Raw genomic sequence first — 14,925 nt, forward strand, 5'->3', positions numbered from 1 at the left:
GCGATATCAACCCTCAAACCGTGGCGCTTTTTCGTCAAGAAGTGCGTTGATTTCGGCAACCACCAGGGCGGCGCGCGCCGGCTCGCCGAAAACGGCAAGACGCATGGCCACGAATTCCGCCCCACTCTCGGCAACGGCAAGCGCTGACGCCGGATCGGTGCCGCCCATGACGATGCACGGGATCTCGATCATCGAGGCCCACCATTCGGCAAGCGCAAGGTTCTTCGGATGCGCCTCCGGCTTGATGTCGCCTTCGAGCTTGCCGAAGAAGACATATTCGGGACGCTCCTCGCCGATCTCGAGCGCATGATGCCGGTCGGCCGCATTGCCGCCGCCGACGATCAGCTTGTCGGCATATTTCTCGACCGCCTCGGAAATCTCCGCGGCACCGCCGGTGATATGCAGGCCATCCGCCTTGGTGCGGCCGACGACACGGCTGTCGCCGGCAAGAAGCGCCGCGGCACCCGCGTTCTGCGCCAGCGGCACGATCTTTTCGGCATGTTTCTGAAACTCGCCGTCACCAAGCCCGTATTGCGGCAGGATGATCGAGGCGACATCGCCGCCCTTCAGCGCATCGCCGACGATTTTCGCCTGCTCATCGGCATCGGCGATATCGGGCACGATCAGCACCAGGCGGCAGCGGTTTTCAGGTTCGCTCATGAACTCTTTCCATTTCCAGCGGATTTCGCCGTTTGCCGGCCGATCCGCACTCGTTTTGTGTGAGTAATTCCGTTAGACCGGGCTGGCAAGGGGAGGACTTCAAAAGCATGCCGATGGACGTGTCATTTTACTACGCCGCCATTCCCGCCGTCATTCTGGTCGGCCTCGCGAAGGGCGGTATGGGCGACGCCTTGTCGCTGATCGGATTGCCTTTTCTGGCTCTCGTCGTCTCCCCCGTGCAAGCGGCCGCCATCCTGCTGCCGATCCTGATCTTCATGGACATGATATCCCTCGTCATCTGGCGCAAGCACGGCGATTGGACGACGCTGAAGATCATGCTCCCGGGCGCGCTGGCCGGCATCGCGCTCGGCTGGGCGACCTCCGCGCTCGTTCCCGGCAGTGTGTTACGCGTCGTCATCGGCGTCGTCACCATCCTCTTTTGCCTGCGCTATTTCTGGAACAACTTCGGCCCCGGCAGAGGAAAAATCGTGCCTCCGCACGGTCAACGGCCGGTTCGCGCCACGCTTTGGGGCGCCTTTTCCGGTTACGGCAGCTTCGTCGCACACGCCGGCGGCGCGCCGTTCCAGATCTACGTGCTGCCGCTGCAGATGCCACCGCGCGAATATACCGGCACCAGCGCCCGCTTCTTCGCCATCCTCAACGCCGTCAAGCTGATCCCCTATTTCGCGCTCGGCCAGCTCGACACCCAGAACCTCGCCGCCTCCGCCACGCTGCTCCCATTCGCGCCCCTTGCCACCATTGCCGGCGCCTGGTGCGTGAAGCGCATGCAGCCGAAAATCTTCTATCCCTTCATGTATGCGATGGCGCTGATCGCAGCCGTCCTGATCGCCCGCGAAGGCCTTGGATTTTAGGCCTTAAGGGCCTTGCTGCGGCGCACAATTCGCTTGCCCAAATTCTCCGATTGACGTAGCTTTTCGCCATGTCGAACGTGGACCCTTTCACTGCGATTGCCGACCCTCACCGGCGCTTCCTGCTGGAGGAGTTGCGACGCTCGCCGCGCACCGTCAACGAGCTCGCCGAAGGTCTTCCGATCAGTCGTCCGGCCGTCTCCCAGCACCTCAAGGCCCTGCTCGATTGCGACCTCGTCTCGGTCACCGCCGATGGCACGAAGCGCATCTACGCGGTCAACAATCGCGGCTTCGACAGGCTCAATCTCTGGCTGGATCAGTTCTGGGCATAACGCTATCCGGACATGAAAACGCGCCGGCTGCGACCTTTTCGGCAACCGGCGCGCAGGAACATTCCAACGGACGCGACAGACTACTAAACAATTGGTTATATTGCGATATTTACCCTTTGTCCTGCATCGACCACGCCCTGTAACGTTCTATCCTGCTTAGTGTACGGATGATTTGAGACGCTCAATCTCGTCTTTGATGCGCAGCTTCCTGCGCTTGCACTCGGCAACCTCACGGTCGTCTCTGGAGGGGGATGCCATCAGAGAATGGAGCTCGTCTTCGAGAGCGCCATGCTTCTTCTGGAGTGATTCAAGATGAGCTTGAACAGTCATATGACCCTTCCTTCCTCTTACCTTTCTCCAGCCAACACCGCCGGAGATCCAAGGCGTCAACCCTCAAACTGTGACACATTTTTGAAGGCTTGTCGAAGGCGAAAACAAGGAGAGAGCGTGGCAAATTCATGATCGAGACTAACTAGCCGTTACCGCTATTTGGTGATAGGAGCTTGCAAAAATTAGCGACAGGCCGGAGAAGGTCTGAAGACGATCATGGGGAATGCGTATGCCGGATCAGGAACAGGCGGAAGTCAGGCTCATGGTGGCGCGCCTGCGCCAAGAGCATGAGGACTACGATGTCGCCATCAACGCCATGATCGCGACGGGCTGCGATGCGCTGCGCGTTCAGCGCATGAAGAAAAAGAAGCTTGTTATCAAGGACAAGCTGTCGAAGCTCGAAGACCAGATCATCCCGGATATCATTGCCTAAGGAAGTGTCGTGACGATGACAGACAGACCGACCGTTGCCATCATCATGGGAAGCCAGTCCGATTGGGAGACCATGAAGAACGCCGCCGATACGCTGGAGGCGCTCGAGATCCCCTATGACGCAAGGATCATATCGGCACATCGTACGCCCGATCGCATGGTCGAGTTCGCCAAGGGCGCCAAGTCGGAAGGCTTCAAGGTCATCATCGCCGGCGCTGGCGGCGCCGCCCATCTTCCCGGCATGACCGCCGCGATGACCCCGCTTCCTGTTTTCGGCGTTCCCGTGCAGTCGAAGACGATGTCCGGCCAGGACAGCCTGCTGTCGATTGTGCAGATGCCCGGCGGCATCCCCGTTGGAACGCTGGCGATCGGCAAGGCCGGCGCCATCAACGCGGCACTTCTTGCCGCCGCGGTTCTGGCGCTGTCGGACGAAGACCTTGCCGACCGGCTTGACGAATGGCGCGAGAGCCAAAGTGCGGCGATCGCCGAATACCCGATGGACGACCTATGAGCATGACAACGATCGGCATCATCGGCGGCGGCCAGCTTGGCCGCATGCTGGCCATGGCTGCCGCCCGCCTGAATTTCCGCACCATCATTCTCGAGCCGCAGGCCGATTGCCCGGCAGCGCAGGTCGCCAATCGGCAGATCGTCGCCGCCTATGACGATCCCGCAGCGCTCGAGGAACTGGCGACCGTCTGCGACGTCGTCACCTACGAATTCGAAAACGTCCCCGTCTCCGCAGCCGAGGCCTTAGCGCAGACCGTGCCGGTCTATCCGCCGCCGAAAGCGCTGGAAGCCGCCCAGGACCGTCTCGTCGAAAAGCGCTTCATCAACGATTGCGGCATTCCGACCGCGAAGTTCCACGCCATCGACAGCCAGGCCGATCTCGAGGCAGCCCTTGCCGATTTCGGCGGCCAGGGTGTCTTGAAGACGCGCCGCCTCGGCTATGACGGCAAGGGGCAGAAAGTCTTCCGTTCAGCGGCCGATAGTGCCGACGGCGCCTTCGCCGAGCTCGGCAGCGTGCCGCTGATCCTCGAGAGCTTCGTTGCCTTCGAGCGCGAGATCTCGGTCATCGCCGCCCGCGCCACCGACGGCAGCGTCGCCTGCTATGACCCGGCCGAAAACGTGCACCGCAACGGCATCCTGCACACATCGACCGTCCCAGCGTCGATCACCGACGCCACGGCAGCCGCCGCGCGCGAGGCCGCCGAGAAGATCCTGACGACGCTCGGCTATGTCGGCGTCATCGGCATCGAGTTCTTCGCGCTCGCCGACGGCAGCCTGATCGCCAACGAGATGGCGCCGCGCGTGCACAATTCCGGCCACTGGACGGAAGCGGCCTGCGTGATCTCGCAGTTCGAGCAGCACATTCGCGCCGTATCAGGCCTGCCGCTCGGCAACGCTGATCGCCACTCCGACTGCGTGATGCAGAACCTGATCGGCGACGATATCCTTGATCTTCCGGACTGGCTGAAGCGGCGCGACACGCTGGTTCACCTCTATGGAAAGACGGAATCGAGACCCGGCCGCAAGATGGGCCATGTGACCACGCTTGCCACCACACTTGCGGGGAAATAAGGGGTTTTCCCCTGACAAAACCGGCCACTGCCACGGGAAAAACACCTTCACGTGGTTGACACAGACAAGAGGCCGGGTTATCTGCACGCCCAACCTGAAGAGCGCGCCCTGAGCGCGCTTTTGAATGTAATAGATACGGGCGAATGTGAATTCCCCCCAACATCGCGGATCAAAACAATGAAGATCAAGAATTCGCTCAAGTCGCTCAAGGCTCGTCACCGTGACAACCGCCTGGTTCGCCGCAAGGGCCGCATCTACATCATCAACAAGCTGAACCCACGCTTCAAGGCTCGTCAGGGCTGATTTGGCTGGCCGGATGGCTCGGCAGCGTTTGCGCGCCTGAGCCTGTCCGGAAGGGTCCATTTGGTGATCCCGTTAAAGTGTTTTGATCTTTCGCGTTGGCGGGCTATTATGCCCGCCATGCGTTTTTTGGCCATGACCTGCGCGGCACTGCCGCTCTCCCTCGCCCTACTCTCAGTTGCCTTGCCTGCCCACGCGCAGGAACCCGCACCCGCGCGGGACAAGGAAAAGATCGTCGAGCAGCAGGCCGCGAACCTCTCGCCCAAAGAACATCTCGATCAGCTTTTCGCAGCACTGAAGCGCGAGCGCGACGCTGACAAGGCCGACAACATCGCCAACGAGATCCGCGCCGAATGGAACGATTCGGGCAGCGCTACCGTCAACCTGTTGATGCAATGGGCCGACAAGGCGATCGAGGAGAAGCGCAACAGCGCAGCACTCGATTTCCTCGATCAGGCGATTGCGCTGAAACCCGGCTACTCCGAGAGCTGGAACCGCCGCGCCACGCTGAACTACACAAACGGCGCGATGCGCAAGTCGATGTCCGATATCGAACATGTGCTCGACATCGAACCGCGCCATTTCGGCGCTCTCGCCGGCATGGCCTCCATTCTTGGCGACAGCGGCAACGACCAGGCGGCGCTGAAGGCATGGGAGCGTTTCCTCGAAATCTATCCCGCCAACCGCAACGCGCAGGAACAGCTGAACACGCTCTCCGAAAAGCTCGCCGGCAGCCGCACCTGACGCCACGCCAGCTTCCACCTCTTGAAGGTGAACCGCGCGAGCCAATCTAACGTATGGTCCGTTAGTCCCTGCCGCAGGTCGCACTATGCTTACCCTCGTCTCCGCCCTTCTCGCCCCTCTAGCCGCAGCAATCGGCTACTCTTCCTATAAGGCCCGCCAGTTCGAGCAGGCCTATCCCAACATTGGCGAGCTGACCGACATCGGCGGCTACCGCATGAACGCCGTCCATATCGAGCGCCCCGAAACCGCCGACCTGCCGGCGCTGGTCTTCATCCATGGCGCCAGCGGCAACCTGCTCGACCAGATCGGCGCCTTCCTTGAGCCTCTGCGCGGCCGCGCCGAAATGCTCTTCGTCGACCGCCCCGGCCACGGCTATTCCGAACGCGGCGGACCGGACAACGCCCTCCCCTCAGGCCAGGCGGACGCCATCGCGGCGCTGATGGAAAAGCGCGGCATCGACAAGGCAATCATCGTCGGCCATTCCTTCGGCGGCGCCATCGCCGCCGCATTCGGCGTCCGTCATCCGGAAAAGACGGCCGGCCTGCTCTTCCTGGCGCCCGCCACGCACCCATGGCCCGGCGGCATCGACTGGTACTATCACGTCTCGACAGCTCCGGTGATCGGCTGGCTGTTCAACCACGCGTTGGTGGTACCGCTCGGCCTGCGGCGCCTGGAACGCGGCACCCTTAACGTCTTTCGCCCCAATCCGCGGCCGGACGATTACATCCTGAAAACCGGCCCCTCGCTGGTGCTGCGCCCCGCCACCTTCCACAACAACGCCGCCGACTTCGTGCGCCTGCTCGATTACTTCAAGACGCAGTCGCATCTCTATATCAAGATCTCGGCGCCCACCGTCATCATCACCGGAGACAGCGACGACATCGTTTGGGAGCATCTGCACTCGCAAGGCTTGGCCCGCGATATCGCCGGCTCCGAACTGGTCAAGATCAAGGGCGTCGGCCACAAGCCCGACTACCTCGCCACCGACGTCGCCATCGCCGCAATGGAAAAGATGTCGGGCCACGACCGCGACCTGCAGGCCGCGGCGCGGATCGCCGAGGCACGGTTGGCCGCGACCACACCGCCAGCGCCGGAAGCCAAATTGCCGTCCATCCCGCAGCCGACCTCGGCGCCGAAGCCAGTCGCAACACCGGACCTGCAGGGCACCACTTAGCGCCCGCCGCGCATTGCCTGCCACGCCTGCAACCCCATATCTTCCCCATGTCAGTCCAACGAGGGGAACATCATGGACCGCCTTCCCACGAAATCCGCAGCCCTCATCGCTGCCCTGTCGCTGACGCTGGCACCGCTCTCGCCGGCACTTGCCGCCTCGCCCGCGCCGGTCGAGGCTGAGCATGGCATGGTCGTCACCGCCCAGCATCTGGCGACCGATGTCGGCGTCGAGGTGCTGAAGAATGGCGGCAATGCCGTGGATGCGGCGGTCGCCGTCGGCTATGCGCTGGCCGTGGTCTATCCGACCGCCGGCAATATCGGCGGCGGCGGCTTCATGACCATCCGCATGAAGGACGGAAAGACCACTTTCCTCGATTTCCGCGAGCGCGCGCCGCTTGCCGCCACCAAGACCATGTATCTCGACGCCAAGGGCGATATCGTCCCCCGCGCCAGCCTTGACGGCTATCTGGCCGTCGGCGTGCCTGGCTCCGTCATGGGCTTCGAGACCGCGCGCGAGAAATACGGCACCAAGTCGCGCCAGGATCTCCTTGCCCCCGCCATCCGCTACGCCAAGGATGGCTTCACCCTCGAGCAGGGCGACGTCGCCTCGATCGAAAACAGCGCCAAGCGGCTGGCCAAGGACGAGGCGGCCGCCAAGATCTTCCTCAAGCCCGACGGCAAGCTCTTCACGTCAGGCGAAAAGCTGCTGCAGCCGGAACTGGCCTCCGTGCTTTCGAGCATATCCGACAAGGGCACCGACGCCTTCTACAAGGGCATGCCGGCGGATGCGATCGTGAATGCCAGCCAGTCCAAGGGCGGCATTCTCGCCAAGGAGGATTTCGAGCAATATCAGGTGCGCGAGCTGAAGCCAGTGGAATGCAGCTATCGCGGCTATGACATCATCTCCTCGCCCCCGCCCTCCTCCGGCGGCGTCATCATCTGCGAGATCCTGAACATCCTGGAAGGCTACCCGCTCTCCTTCCTCGGCTACGGCTCGGCCGAGACCGTGCACCTCATGACCGAGGCCATGCGCTACGCCTATGTCGACCGCAACGCCGCCCTCGGCGATCCGGATTTCGTCGACAACCCGGTCACGACCCTTCTCGACAAGAACTACGCCAAGGCCATCCGCGCCAAGATCGACATCAACAAATCAGGCACCTCCGCCGACCTGAAGCCGCTCGGCGCCAAGGAAAGCACCGAGACCACGCACTACTCGATCATCGACGACGAGGGCAACGCGGTCGCCGTCACCTACACGCTGAACGGCAACTTTGGCGCAGGCGTCGTGGCACCGGGCACCGGCATCCTTCTCAACAACGAGATGGACGACTTCACCTCCAAGCCCGGGGTCCCCAATCTCTACGGCCTCGTCCAGGGCGAAGCCAACGCCATCGCGCCGAAGAAGACCCCGCTCTCGTCGATGAGCCCCACCATCGTCACCAAGGACGGCAAGCCCTTCATGGTGATCGGCAGTCCCGGCGGCTCGCGCATCATCACCATCACGCTGGAAGCCATTCTGAATGTCGTCGATTTCGGCATGGACATCAGCCAGGCCGTCAACGCCCCGCGCATCCACCACCAGTGGCAGCCCGACAAGATCTATTTCGAACCCTATGCGCTGTCGCCCGACACGATCCGCGCGCTGATCGCGATGGGCCACACCATGGACGACGGCAGCGGCCCACCCGTCTGGGGCCAGGCCGCCGGCATCCTCGTCGGCGGCAAGAGCCTGAAAGATATCGAGAAAGGCGGAGGCGCCCGCTACAACGGCGCCATGGACAGCCGCTCGACCGAGGGCTCGGCCGGCGGCTACTGATACCGCAGACATGCCCAGGCTCGGGAATAAAATATGAATATTTTAGTCATATTTTATTTGATTTTCGATTTGGCTTGTGGTCAGAGCGGTCGCAAGACACGTCTCCTCCCATGACCCGTCCTGACGCTTGCGGCGACCGGACGAAACCAGCATTGCCGTAATGACCGACAGCAGCAGGAAAGCCATTCTGAATGTCCTTCTGACCGGCTACACCGATCTCGCCAGGCACCTGGCGAGGCGTTTCGGTCGCGGTCCGGATGTCGAGGAAGTCATCCAGGAGACATATCTGAAACTTCAGACGATTCCCGTCGATACCGTCATAGGCAATCCACGCTCCTATCTTTACCGCATCGCCGACAATCTGGCGAAGGATCGGGTTCGCAGCAGGACGGCGCGAGAGCGCCACATATCCACCGAAGCAGTTCCGGATATCGTGGAAGACCGCCCCTCCCCGGAGCGCGAAGCCGATTACCGGCAACGTCTGTCGATACTCGAAAATGCGGTTGCCGAATTGTCGGAGAAGCAACGCGAGGTCTTCCTCATGCACAAGTTCGACGGGCTGAGTTATGGCGAGATCGCCATTCGCCTCGGCATCAGCAAGAGCGCGGTGGAGAAGCTGATGATCAGGGCATTGGCGCACTGCCGCCAGCGCCTCGAAGGGCTTCTGGATTAGAATGCGCAAGAAACATTGCCGTTGAAGGTGAGGCCCATGCAGTGCACAAACGTCTTTACAAAGAGGATTTTCTCGGTGGATAGCCGTGCTGTGTGCCCCAAACAGGCTGAGAGATGAATATCGTCATGGCACAAAACGACGACGCGACAGACACGAAGGCACGAGACGAAGCACTCGCATGGTTCGTGCGTCTGAGATCGGAAGACGCGACACCGGATGAAGAAGTTGCCCATCAAGCCTGGATGTCGGCCTGTCATGAGAACGCGCGACATTACCTGGCGCTGTGCGCGATGTGGGCGGACATGGACGAGTTGCCGGATCCTCGACGACGCGTGATCGGCCGCCCGCATCGCCGCCGTGCATTCCCGCTGGGACGCCGCTCATTCATGACGGGCGGTGCCGTGGCCGCGCTCGCGGCGGGTTACGTGGCCATCAATGGATTGCCGGATATCCTGACCAGCGATTACACGACCGCCGTCGCCGAACGCAAAAGCTTCACGCTGGCGGATGGATCGATCGTTGACATGGACGCCGACAGCGCGATCGCGATCGATTTCACGGCGACAGTGCGCAACGTCCGCCTTCAGAGGGGGCGCGCCTTCTTCATGGTCGCCAAGGACGATGGGCGCCCGTTCTCGGTATTGGCGGGCAGCGGCCAGGCCACCGCGCTCGGCACCGAGTTCGTCGTTCACCACAGCCTCGATGCAATCACCGTGACCGTCGTTGAAAGCCGCGTATCGGTATCTTGCTCAAACGCCGGTTCTGCCGTCCTGCAGGCTGGCCAAAAGGTCAGCTACGGCGACGCCGGTCTGGGCGAGGTGACGAGTGCCGATGGCGCCGGCGAGACGGCTTGGCGGCGTGGAAAGCTTATCTTCGAAGATGTTCCGCTGGGGCAGGTGATCAGCGACGTCAATCGCTACCGTCGCGGCCTGATACGCGTGATCGACAGCGATCTCCTCAATCTGCGCGTCAGCGGCATTTTCGACGTCAACCACCCTGACGGCGTGCTCGACGCGATCACGCACACCCTGCCGGTTACAGCGCTTTCACTGACACCTTACCTGATCCTTTTGCGGCCCGCGTAAAAGCGCGAGACGCGCCGCCAAAAATCATGACGATTATTTTCAACTTTAGGGGTGAGGTAGCCCCTGTCGAGATTCGTCTTTGTCTTGAGCGGCCGGAACCCCCGGTCGTGCATGAGAAAGCAGGAGTTCGGCGGGGAATGAAACGCAGGTCGCGAGAGCGTAGTCGGTTGGTGTTGGGCTTGGGGAGCCTTGGGCTGATATTGTGGTCAACATGTGCAATCACCCCTGCCTTCGGCCAGAGTCCCGGACGGCAGATCGGAATGCTCAATATCCCCGGGGGGGCGCTCGGCACCGCGATATCGAGATTGGGCGATGCGGCAGGGCTGCAGATACTCTACCCGGCGGATCTCGTGCGGGGCAAGACGACGAAGGGCGTCACCGGCCAGCTGGGACGGGAACAGGCGCTCGACCGACTGCTTGAAGGAACGGGGCTGAGCTACCGTTTCACCAGCGCCGACACCGTTACGGTCGTCGGGCCTTCGGCAACGGACGGCGGCGCCGCTTCGGACGACTCGACTCTTCTCAACCCCATCACGATCAAGGGATTGCCGAAGACCGGAAGAACCTCCACGCTCGGCGCCTTGGCCGAGGGAGACGCCAATTACGTGACGGCGGGCAGCAGCGCCTTTCTCGATGAGCAGAACATCCAGCGTTTCCGCGGCTCGTCCGTCGGCGATTTCCTCAAGGGGACGCCGGGCGTTCTGACAGGCGACAATCGAAACAGCGGCGCCATCGACGTCAACGTGCGAGGCATGCAGGGCTTCGGCCGCGTTCCTGTCGTCGTCGATGGAACACTGCAGCAGAACACGGTCTATCGCGGCTACTCCGGCGTCGCCTCGCGCAACTATGTGGATCCCGATCTGATCGGTGGTGCCGTTATAGAAAAGGGGCCGTCAGCAAGCGTCTATGGGGTTGGTGCGACAGGCGGCCTTGTTCGTATGGAAACGATCAACGCCGACGACATCATCACCGGCGACAAGAACTGGGGCGTCCGCGTACGAGGCGGGGTGATGGGCAACACGGCTTCTCCACCTGCGGTGGGCACACCGGGTGGCTACGCGCCCTTGTCGCAGACGCGCTTCACGACCAGCTGCAATTATGCCTGCACCATCCAGAGCGTACCGGATACCGTTCTCACGGGCAGCCCCAGCGGCATGGACCGCCCCCCTTTCCTTCAGCCGACATCCGGTAGCGGCAGCGCTGCTTTTGCCGCGCGCAATGACATGTTCGAGGTGACGGCGGCCTATGCGAGACGCAAGACCGGGAATTACTACGCCGGCACCAACGGCAACACGCCGGCCCTTACCAGAACCTACAGCACTGTGGTGCGTCCGGCGGTGGGATCCAGACCCGAACAGATCACCAACTACACCAATCTTTCGGTTGAAGGCCTGAACCGCTACCGCGCCGGCGAGGAAGTGCTCAACACCTCGCAGGACAATACGTCCTATCTCTTGAAGTCCAAGCTGGAACTCGACGGCGGGCACACGTTCGACATGAGCTACATGCGCTATCACAGCATGTTCGGCGAGATGATGCCCTCGGTCATCCTGCGTTTCGACGGCGCCACGCAGGCGCCGCTCAGCGAGGTATCGGTCGATACCTACCGCGCCGGCTACAGCTGGGACCCTGACGACAATGACCTGATCAACCTCAAAGCCAACCTATGGATGACGGACACCGACACCCATATCCTGACACCTTACGCCTTCAGCTTTGCCGGTATCGGCACCGTGAACATCCCGCAGGACTACTGGGATATCGCCAAGCGATACGGCACCGACATTGTCAACACGTCGGAATTCTCAACCGACTGGGGCGATGTCAGCATTTCGCTTGGCGGCTCCTATGTCTACGAGACCGTCGAGCCCCCGCCCGGCCGTCCCAACATCGATTCCAACGGCCTTCTGGCATCGCGCGACGGCTGGCGGAGGGAGGCAAGCGGTTTCGCCGCCGGTGAGTGGAAGCCTACCGACTGGCTGAAGCTCGAAGGCGCCATGCGCTACACCTGGACCCGCTCCTACGACAACAACACCAATTACGGCTCGCTCCTCCATAACCAGGAGGAAAACAGCGGCTGGGCGCCGATGATCGGCGCCACCATCGAGCCATTGCAGGGACTGCAATTCTACACGAAATACGCGGAAGCCATCCGTTCTCCCAGCCTCTTCGAATCCACCACCGGCTTTTCGTTCAACACCGATCCGCTGGTGGGAGTCCGTCCCGAACGCTCTCACAACACCGAAATCGGGATGAATTTCCTCCGGGAAGACGTTTTTGGCGCGGGCGACAAGCTGAGGTTCAAGGCGGCCTACTTCAACAACGACGTCAAGGACTACATGTCCCGCACCAACTATCCCAACGTCTCGGTCAGAAACATCGACCGTGCCTTGTTTCGTGGCTTCGAAGCGTCGGTCGGATACGATGTCGGCTGGGGTTACATCGACATCGGCGGAACGATCTATGACAAGATCGAATTCTGCGCACAGGAGCGGACCGGCCTGAATTGCTTGCCGTCTGGCGTCGAAAACGGCTACGCCCAGCTGCATGTCCCTCCGCGCAAGAGTGCCACGCTGACGGGAGGCGTCCGCCTGCTGGAAGAATCCCTGGAGGCCGGCGCACGCCTGACCTTCATTGGCGATCGGGGCAGGATGGGCACCAACGAGACCGGCGGCTACACGACAGTCGTCAACTGGGAGAAATATGCACTGCTGGACATCTTCGCGAGCTACAAGGTGAACGAGAATGTCAGCATGGACTTCGCCATCGATAACGTGACGGACGTTTATTACATGGATGCCCTCACGCTCGGCCTCATGCCGTCTCCAGGGCGCACTTTCCGCTTCAACATGACGGCGAGGTTCTAGTCTAACACCAGCATCAAAGGGGCCTGGCCGCACGGCGCTTCTTAAGGCGCCGGCGGCCATCAGGCGCGTCAGCGGATCGTCGTATGCGCGTACTCGGCCTTGATGGTGACGAGAGGCTTGGCGCCCACCACGCTGGGTCGGGGGCTGTCGATCAGCGACGCCTTGGCGGTGACGGTGTAATCGACGGGCACGTCCTTGCCGAAGTCGAGATAGCTGTCGACCGAATGCGCCTTCACGTCGATCGTCTCGTCGGCGTTGAGCTTGTCATAAGTCAGATGCGCCCTGAGCGCCGCGCTGTCGATGGCGACGTTCGAGGCATGCCCATGCAGCGTCACATCGGCGGCCTTGCTCAATAGGCCGAGCTTTGCAAACTCACCCTCGAACCGCGCCATCACGGCCTGCTGGTTGACCTCGATCGACCCGCCCGGCGGAATGTTGGCGACGACCTCGGGCGAGCAATCGGAGAGATCGAACCATCTGGTGGAGGCAACCGCGATCGACAGCGTCGTCCCATCGATCACCATCCGGCTCTGGTCCTCGCAACCGCTGAAGAACCAGCTCGAATACCAGCGGCTGAACCACCCGTCGCGCCGCCCGCGCGTCTCGGCCCGATAGGGCTCGTCCGCATTGGCGCTGATCCGGATCGAGCTGGCGTCGCCTGTTATCACGATCGAGCGGATCGCCGAGACGTCGATCGTCTCTCCCGTCCGCCAGCCATCGGCATAGCTTGAAACCAGCGTGAACAAGAGCAGAGGTATGGTTATGATGATCATCATGGCAGTCTCCTTGCGTGACACCGCTCCCATCGAGCGGCTGACCCAAGGTCGCTGAGACCACAGGAAATCGAGACCTCGATCGCGATCCGGGTCGCCCGCGATTGCGATCGAGGTCATTGTCGTGCTCATATCGCTCTTCTGTTGCTGGATCCGCACCCATGATCTTCGTGCCGCTGCCCTTCGTCGTCACCCTGCTGCTCGCAATCCTGCTTGTCCGGATGGTCAGGCAGAGCGACGGCCTGGCGCCCGAGCGGCGACCCTTCCTGATCCTGATCGGGCTCTACGCGCTGCAATCGGTGCTTCTCGGCCTGCGCTGGGGATATGACATCATCGCCCTGATGCCCGGACAGGCGGTGCTTGCCGCCCTGATCGCCGCCTTCGCCTGGATCAGCTTCAGCAACCTCGCGCGCGACAACACCCTCTCATGGCTGCGCCTTGCGCCGCATCTCCTGCCCGCCGCGGTCGTCCTGGTGCTGATGATCTTCTGGCGCGGCCCTGTCGGCATTTTCATCACCGCCACCTTCACGGCCTATGGCGCGGCCCTCCTCTGGCTCGCCCGCCACGGCCCCGATGGCCTCGTCTCCTCAAGGCTCGACGGCGCGCTCTTGTCCTACCGCTCGCTGTTGATCACCGCAGCTGCTCTCCTTGCCTCCGCCACAGCGGATATCGTCATCAGCTTCGATTTCTATAGAACCGGCGGCGCTCACGCCGGCGCCGTGGTCGCGATCGGCAATGTGATCTCGCTGCTTGCGCTCGGCACCGCCGCCGCCGTCGCCAGCAGCAGCCAGTCCACCGAACCCACACCATCGCCCCAGCCGCCGGTCCCGTCGCCGACATCCGGCCCAACCGAGGAAGACGGCGCCATCGCCCGGTCGCTCGGTGAGCTCATGCAATCGCGCGAACTCTACCGCGACCCCGAGCTCAATCTCGGCCGCATCGCCCGCCGGATGAACCTGCCCGCCCGCCGCGTATCGATCGCGGTCAACCGCGTGCACGGGGCAAGCGTCTCGCAATATGTCAACGACTTCCGCATCCGCGCCGCCTGCCAGATGCTGGAAACGACCGATGAGCCGGTGACCCGACTGATGTTCGACTGCGGCTTCATCAGCAAGTCGAATTTCAACCGCGAATTCCTGCGCGTCGCCGCCACAAGCCCCACCGAATACCGCCGGCGTCACCAGACCCGGCCGGTCAGCCCAAAGCCCGTACCTGAACCGGAATTCCTGCCCGCGCCGCAAGAGCCGCTTTTCATGTCACCGTGACAAAGCAGCCGTTCACAACGCG

Annotated in this window: 16 protein-coding genes; 13 read left to right on the forward strand and 3 right to left on the reverse strand. The window is 62.1% G+C overall.

Annotated elements, in window-relative coordinates:
* Nucleotides 1-6: 6 nt before the first annotated feature.
* Nucleotides 7-660, reverse strand: coding sequence for a thiamine phosphate synthase (locus ACVTFQ_RS14215; protein ID WP_018899703.1), 654 nt, complete (start codon nt 658-660; stop codon nt 7-9).
* A 107-nt stretch (nt 661-767) separates the two neighbouring features.
* Here ACVTFQ_RS14215 and ACVTFQ_RS14220 point away from each other — a divergent pair, with 107 nt between their 5' ends.
* Nucleotides 768-1,532, forward strand: coding sequence for a sulfite exporter TauE/SafE family protein (locus ACVTFQ_RS14220; protein WP_111563350.1), 765 nt, complete (start codon nt 768-770; stop codon nt 1,530-1,532).
* A gap of 68 nt (nt 1,533-1,600) precedes the next feature.
* On the forward strand, nt 1,601-1,861 hold the full coding sequence (locus tag ACVTFQ_RS14225) for an ArsR/SmtB family transcription factor (RefSeq protein WP_018899705.1): 261 nt from the start codon (nt 1,601-1,603) through the stop codon (nt 1,859-1,861).
* 156 nt (nt 1,862-2,017) lie between these two features.
* Here ACVTFQ_RS14225 and ACVTFQ_RS14230 read toward each other — a convergent pair whose 3' ends face one another.
* Nucleotides 2,018-2,191 carry a YdcH family protein gene (locus tag ACVTFQ_RS14230; RefSeq protein WP_018899706.1) on the reverse strand — a complete coding sequence of 58 codons (174 nt, stop codon included), beginning with the start codon at nt 2,189-2,191 and terminating at the stop codon, nt 2,018-2,020.
* Nucleotides 2,192-2,420: 229 nt separating this feature from the next.
* On the opposite strand from ACVTFQ_RS14230, the gene ACVTFQ_RS14235 reads away from it, so the two are divergent.
* From ACVTFQ_RS14235 to ACVTFQ_RS14280, 10 genes are all read left to right on the forward strand, one after another.
* Nucleotides 2,421-2,624: a YdcH family protein gene (locus ACVTFQ_RS14235; protein WP_018899707.1), complete on the forward strand. Its 204-nt coding sequence runs from the start codon at nt 2,421-2,423 to the stop codon at nt 2,622-2,624.
* A gap of 15 nt (nt 2,625-2,639) precedes the next feature.
* Entirely contained in the window at nt 2,640-3,134 is a 495-nt protein-coding gene (purE, locus tag ACVTFQ_RS14240) for a 5-(carboxyamino)imidazole ribonucleotide mutase (protein ID WP_018899708.1), read from the forward strand.
* Nucleotides 3,131-4,204, forward strand: a complete 1,074-nt coding sequence (locus tag ACVTFQ_RS14245) for a 5-(carboxyamino)imidazole ribonucleotide synthase (RefSeq protein ID WP_111563351.1) — start codon at nt 3,131-3,133, stop codon at nt 4,202-4,204. Before purE ends, ACVTFQ_RS14245 begins: the two co-directional genes overlap by 4 nt.
* A gap of 177 nt (nt 4,205-4,381) precedes the next feature.
* Nucleotides 4,382-4,507, forward strand: a complete 126-nt coding sequence (gene ykgO / locus ACVTFQ_RS14250; RefSeq protein WP_003566454.1) for a type B 50S ribosomal protein L36 — start codon at nt 4,382-4,384, stop codon at nt 4,505-4,507.
* 108 nt (nt 4,508-4,615) lie between these two features.
* Nucleotides 4,616-5,248 carry a tetratricopeptide repeat protein gene (locus ACVTFQ_RS14255; protein ID WP_111563352.1) on the forward strand — a complete coding sequence of 211 codons (633 nt, stop codon included), beginning with the start codon at nt 4,616-4,618 and terminating at the stop codon, nt 5,246-5,248.
* Between the two features lie 85 nt (nt 5,249-5,333).
* Nucleotides 5,334-6,422 carry an alpha/beta fold hydrolase gene (locus tag ACVTFQ_RS14260; RefSeq protein WP_111563353.1) on the forward strand — a complete coding sequence of 363 codons (1,089 nt, stop codon included), beginning with the start codon at nt 5,334-5,336 and terminating at the stop codon, nt 6,420-6,422.
* A 72-nt stretch (nt 6,423-6,494) separates the two neighbouring features.
* A complete protein-coding gene (gene ggt, locus ACVTFQ_RS14265; protein WP_111563354.1) occupies nt 6,495-8,240 on the forward strand; it encodes a gamma-glutamyltransferase in 1,746 nt (581 codons plus the stop codon).
* Between the two features lie 160 nt (nt 8,241-8,400).
* Entirely contained in the window at nt 8,401-8,913 is a 513-nt protein-coding gene (locus ACVTFQ_RS14270) for an RNA polymerase sigma factor (protein WP_111563355.1), read from the forward strand.
* A 125-nt stretch (nt 8,914-9,038) separates the two neighbouring features.
* Complete coding sequence (locus ACVTFQ_RS14275) at nt 9,039-9,998, forward strand: FecR family protein (protein WP_111563444.1); 960 nt, start codon at nt 9,039-9,041, stop codon at nt 9,996-9,998.
* Between the two features lie 260 nt (nt 9,999-10,258).
* Entirely contained in the window at nt 10,259-12,865 is a 2,607-nt protein-coding gene (locus tag ACVTFQ_RS14280) for a TonB-dependent receptor (protein WP_162724688.1), read from the forward strand.
* A gap of 68 nt (nt 12,866-12,933) precedes the next feature.
* Here the strand turns inward: ACVTFQ_RS14280 and ACVTFQ_RS14285 are convergent, their stop codons facing one another.
* Entirely contained in the window at nt 12,934-13,770 is an 837-nt protein-coding gene (locus tag ACVTFQ_RS14285; RefSeq protein ID WP_470423903.1) for a hypothetical protein, read from the reverse strand.
* Between the two features lie 29 nt (nt 13,771-13,799).
* Here ACVTFQ_RS14285 and ACVTFQ_RS14290 point away from each other — a divergent pair, with 29 nt between their 5' ends.
* The gene (locus ACVTFQ_RS14290; RefSeq protein ID WP_111563357.1) at nt 13,800-14,903 is read left to right on the forward strand and encodes a helix-turn-helix domain-containing protein; all 1,104 of its coding nucleotides are present in this window, start codon (nt 13,800-13,802) and stop codon (nt 14,901-14,903) included.
* Nucleotides 14,904-14,925: the final 22 nt, after the last annotated feature.

The organism is Rhizobium sp. O111 (genome assembly GCF_055616315.1).

Bases quoted from the DNA above. Each gene is read 5' to 3' on its own strand.
- ACVTFQ_RS14215 (WP_018899703.1), bottom strand. From the start codon at position 660: ATGAGCGAACCTGAAAACCGCTGCCGCCTGGTGCTGATCGTGCCCGAT.
- ACVTFQ_RS14220 (WP_111563350.1), top strand. From the start codon at position 768: ATGCCGATGGACGTGTCATTTTACTACGCCGCCATTCCCGCCGTCATT.
- ACVTFQ_RS14225 (WP_018899705.1), top strand. From the start codon at position 1,601: ATGTCGAACGTGGACCCTTTCACTGCGATTGCCGACCCTCACCGGCGC.
- ACVTFQ_RS14230 (WP_018899706.1), bottom strand. From the start codon at position 2,191: ATGACTGTTCAAGCTCATCTTGAATCACTCCAGAAGAAGCATGGCGCT.
- ACVTFQ_RS14235 (WP_018899707.1), top strand. From the start codon at position 2,421: ATGCCGGATCAGGAACAGGCGGAAGTCAGGCTCATGGTGGCGCGCCTG.
- purE (WP_018899708.1), top strand. From the start codon at position 2,640: ATGACAGACAGACCGACCGTTGCCATCATCATGGGAAGCCAGTCCGAT.
- ACVTFQ_RS14245 (WP_111563351.1), top strand. From the start codon at position 3,131: ATGAGCATGACAACGATCGGCATCATCGGCGGCGGCCAGCTTGGCCGC.
- ykgO (WP_003566454.1), top strand. From the start codon at position 4,382: ATGAAGATCAAGAATTCGCTCAAGTCGCTCAAGGCTCGTCACCGTGAC.
- ACVTFQ_RS14255 (WP_111563352.1), top strand. From the start codon at position 4,616: ATGCCCGCCATGCGTTTTTTGGCCATGACCTGCGCGGCACTGCCGCTC.
- ACVTFQ_RS14260 (WP_111563353.1), top strand. From the start codon at position 5,334: ATGCTTACCCTCGTCTCCGCCCTTCTCGCCCCTCTAGCCGCAGCAATC.
- ggt (WP_111563354.1), top strand. From the start codon at position 6,495: ATGGACCGCCTTCCCACGAAATCCGCAGCCCTCATCGCTGCCCTGTCG.
- ACVTFQ_RS14270 (WP_111563355.1), top strand. From the start codon at position 8,401: ATGACCGACAGCAGCAGGAAAGCCATTCTGAATGTCCTTCTGACCGGC.
- ACVTFQ_RS14275 (WP_111563444.1), top strand. From the start codon at position 9,039: ATGGCACAAAACGACGACGCGACAGACACGAAGGCACGAGACGAAGCA.
- ACVTFQ_RS14280 (WP_162724688.1), top strand. From the start codon at position 10,259: ATGCTCAATATCCCCGGGGGGGCGCTCGGCACCGCGATATCGAGATTG.
- ACVTFQ_RS14285 (WP_470423903.1), bottom strand. From the start codon at position 13,770: ATGAGCACGACAATGACCTCGATCGCAATCGCGGGCGACCCGGATCGC.
- ACVTFQ_RS14290 (WP_111563357.1), top strand. From the start codon at position 13,800: ATGATCTTCGTGCCGCTGCCCTTCGTCGTCACCCTGCTGCTCGCAATC.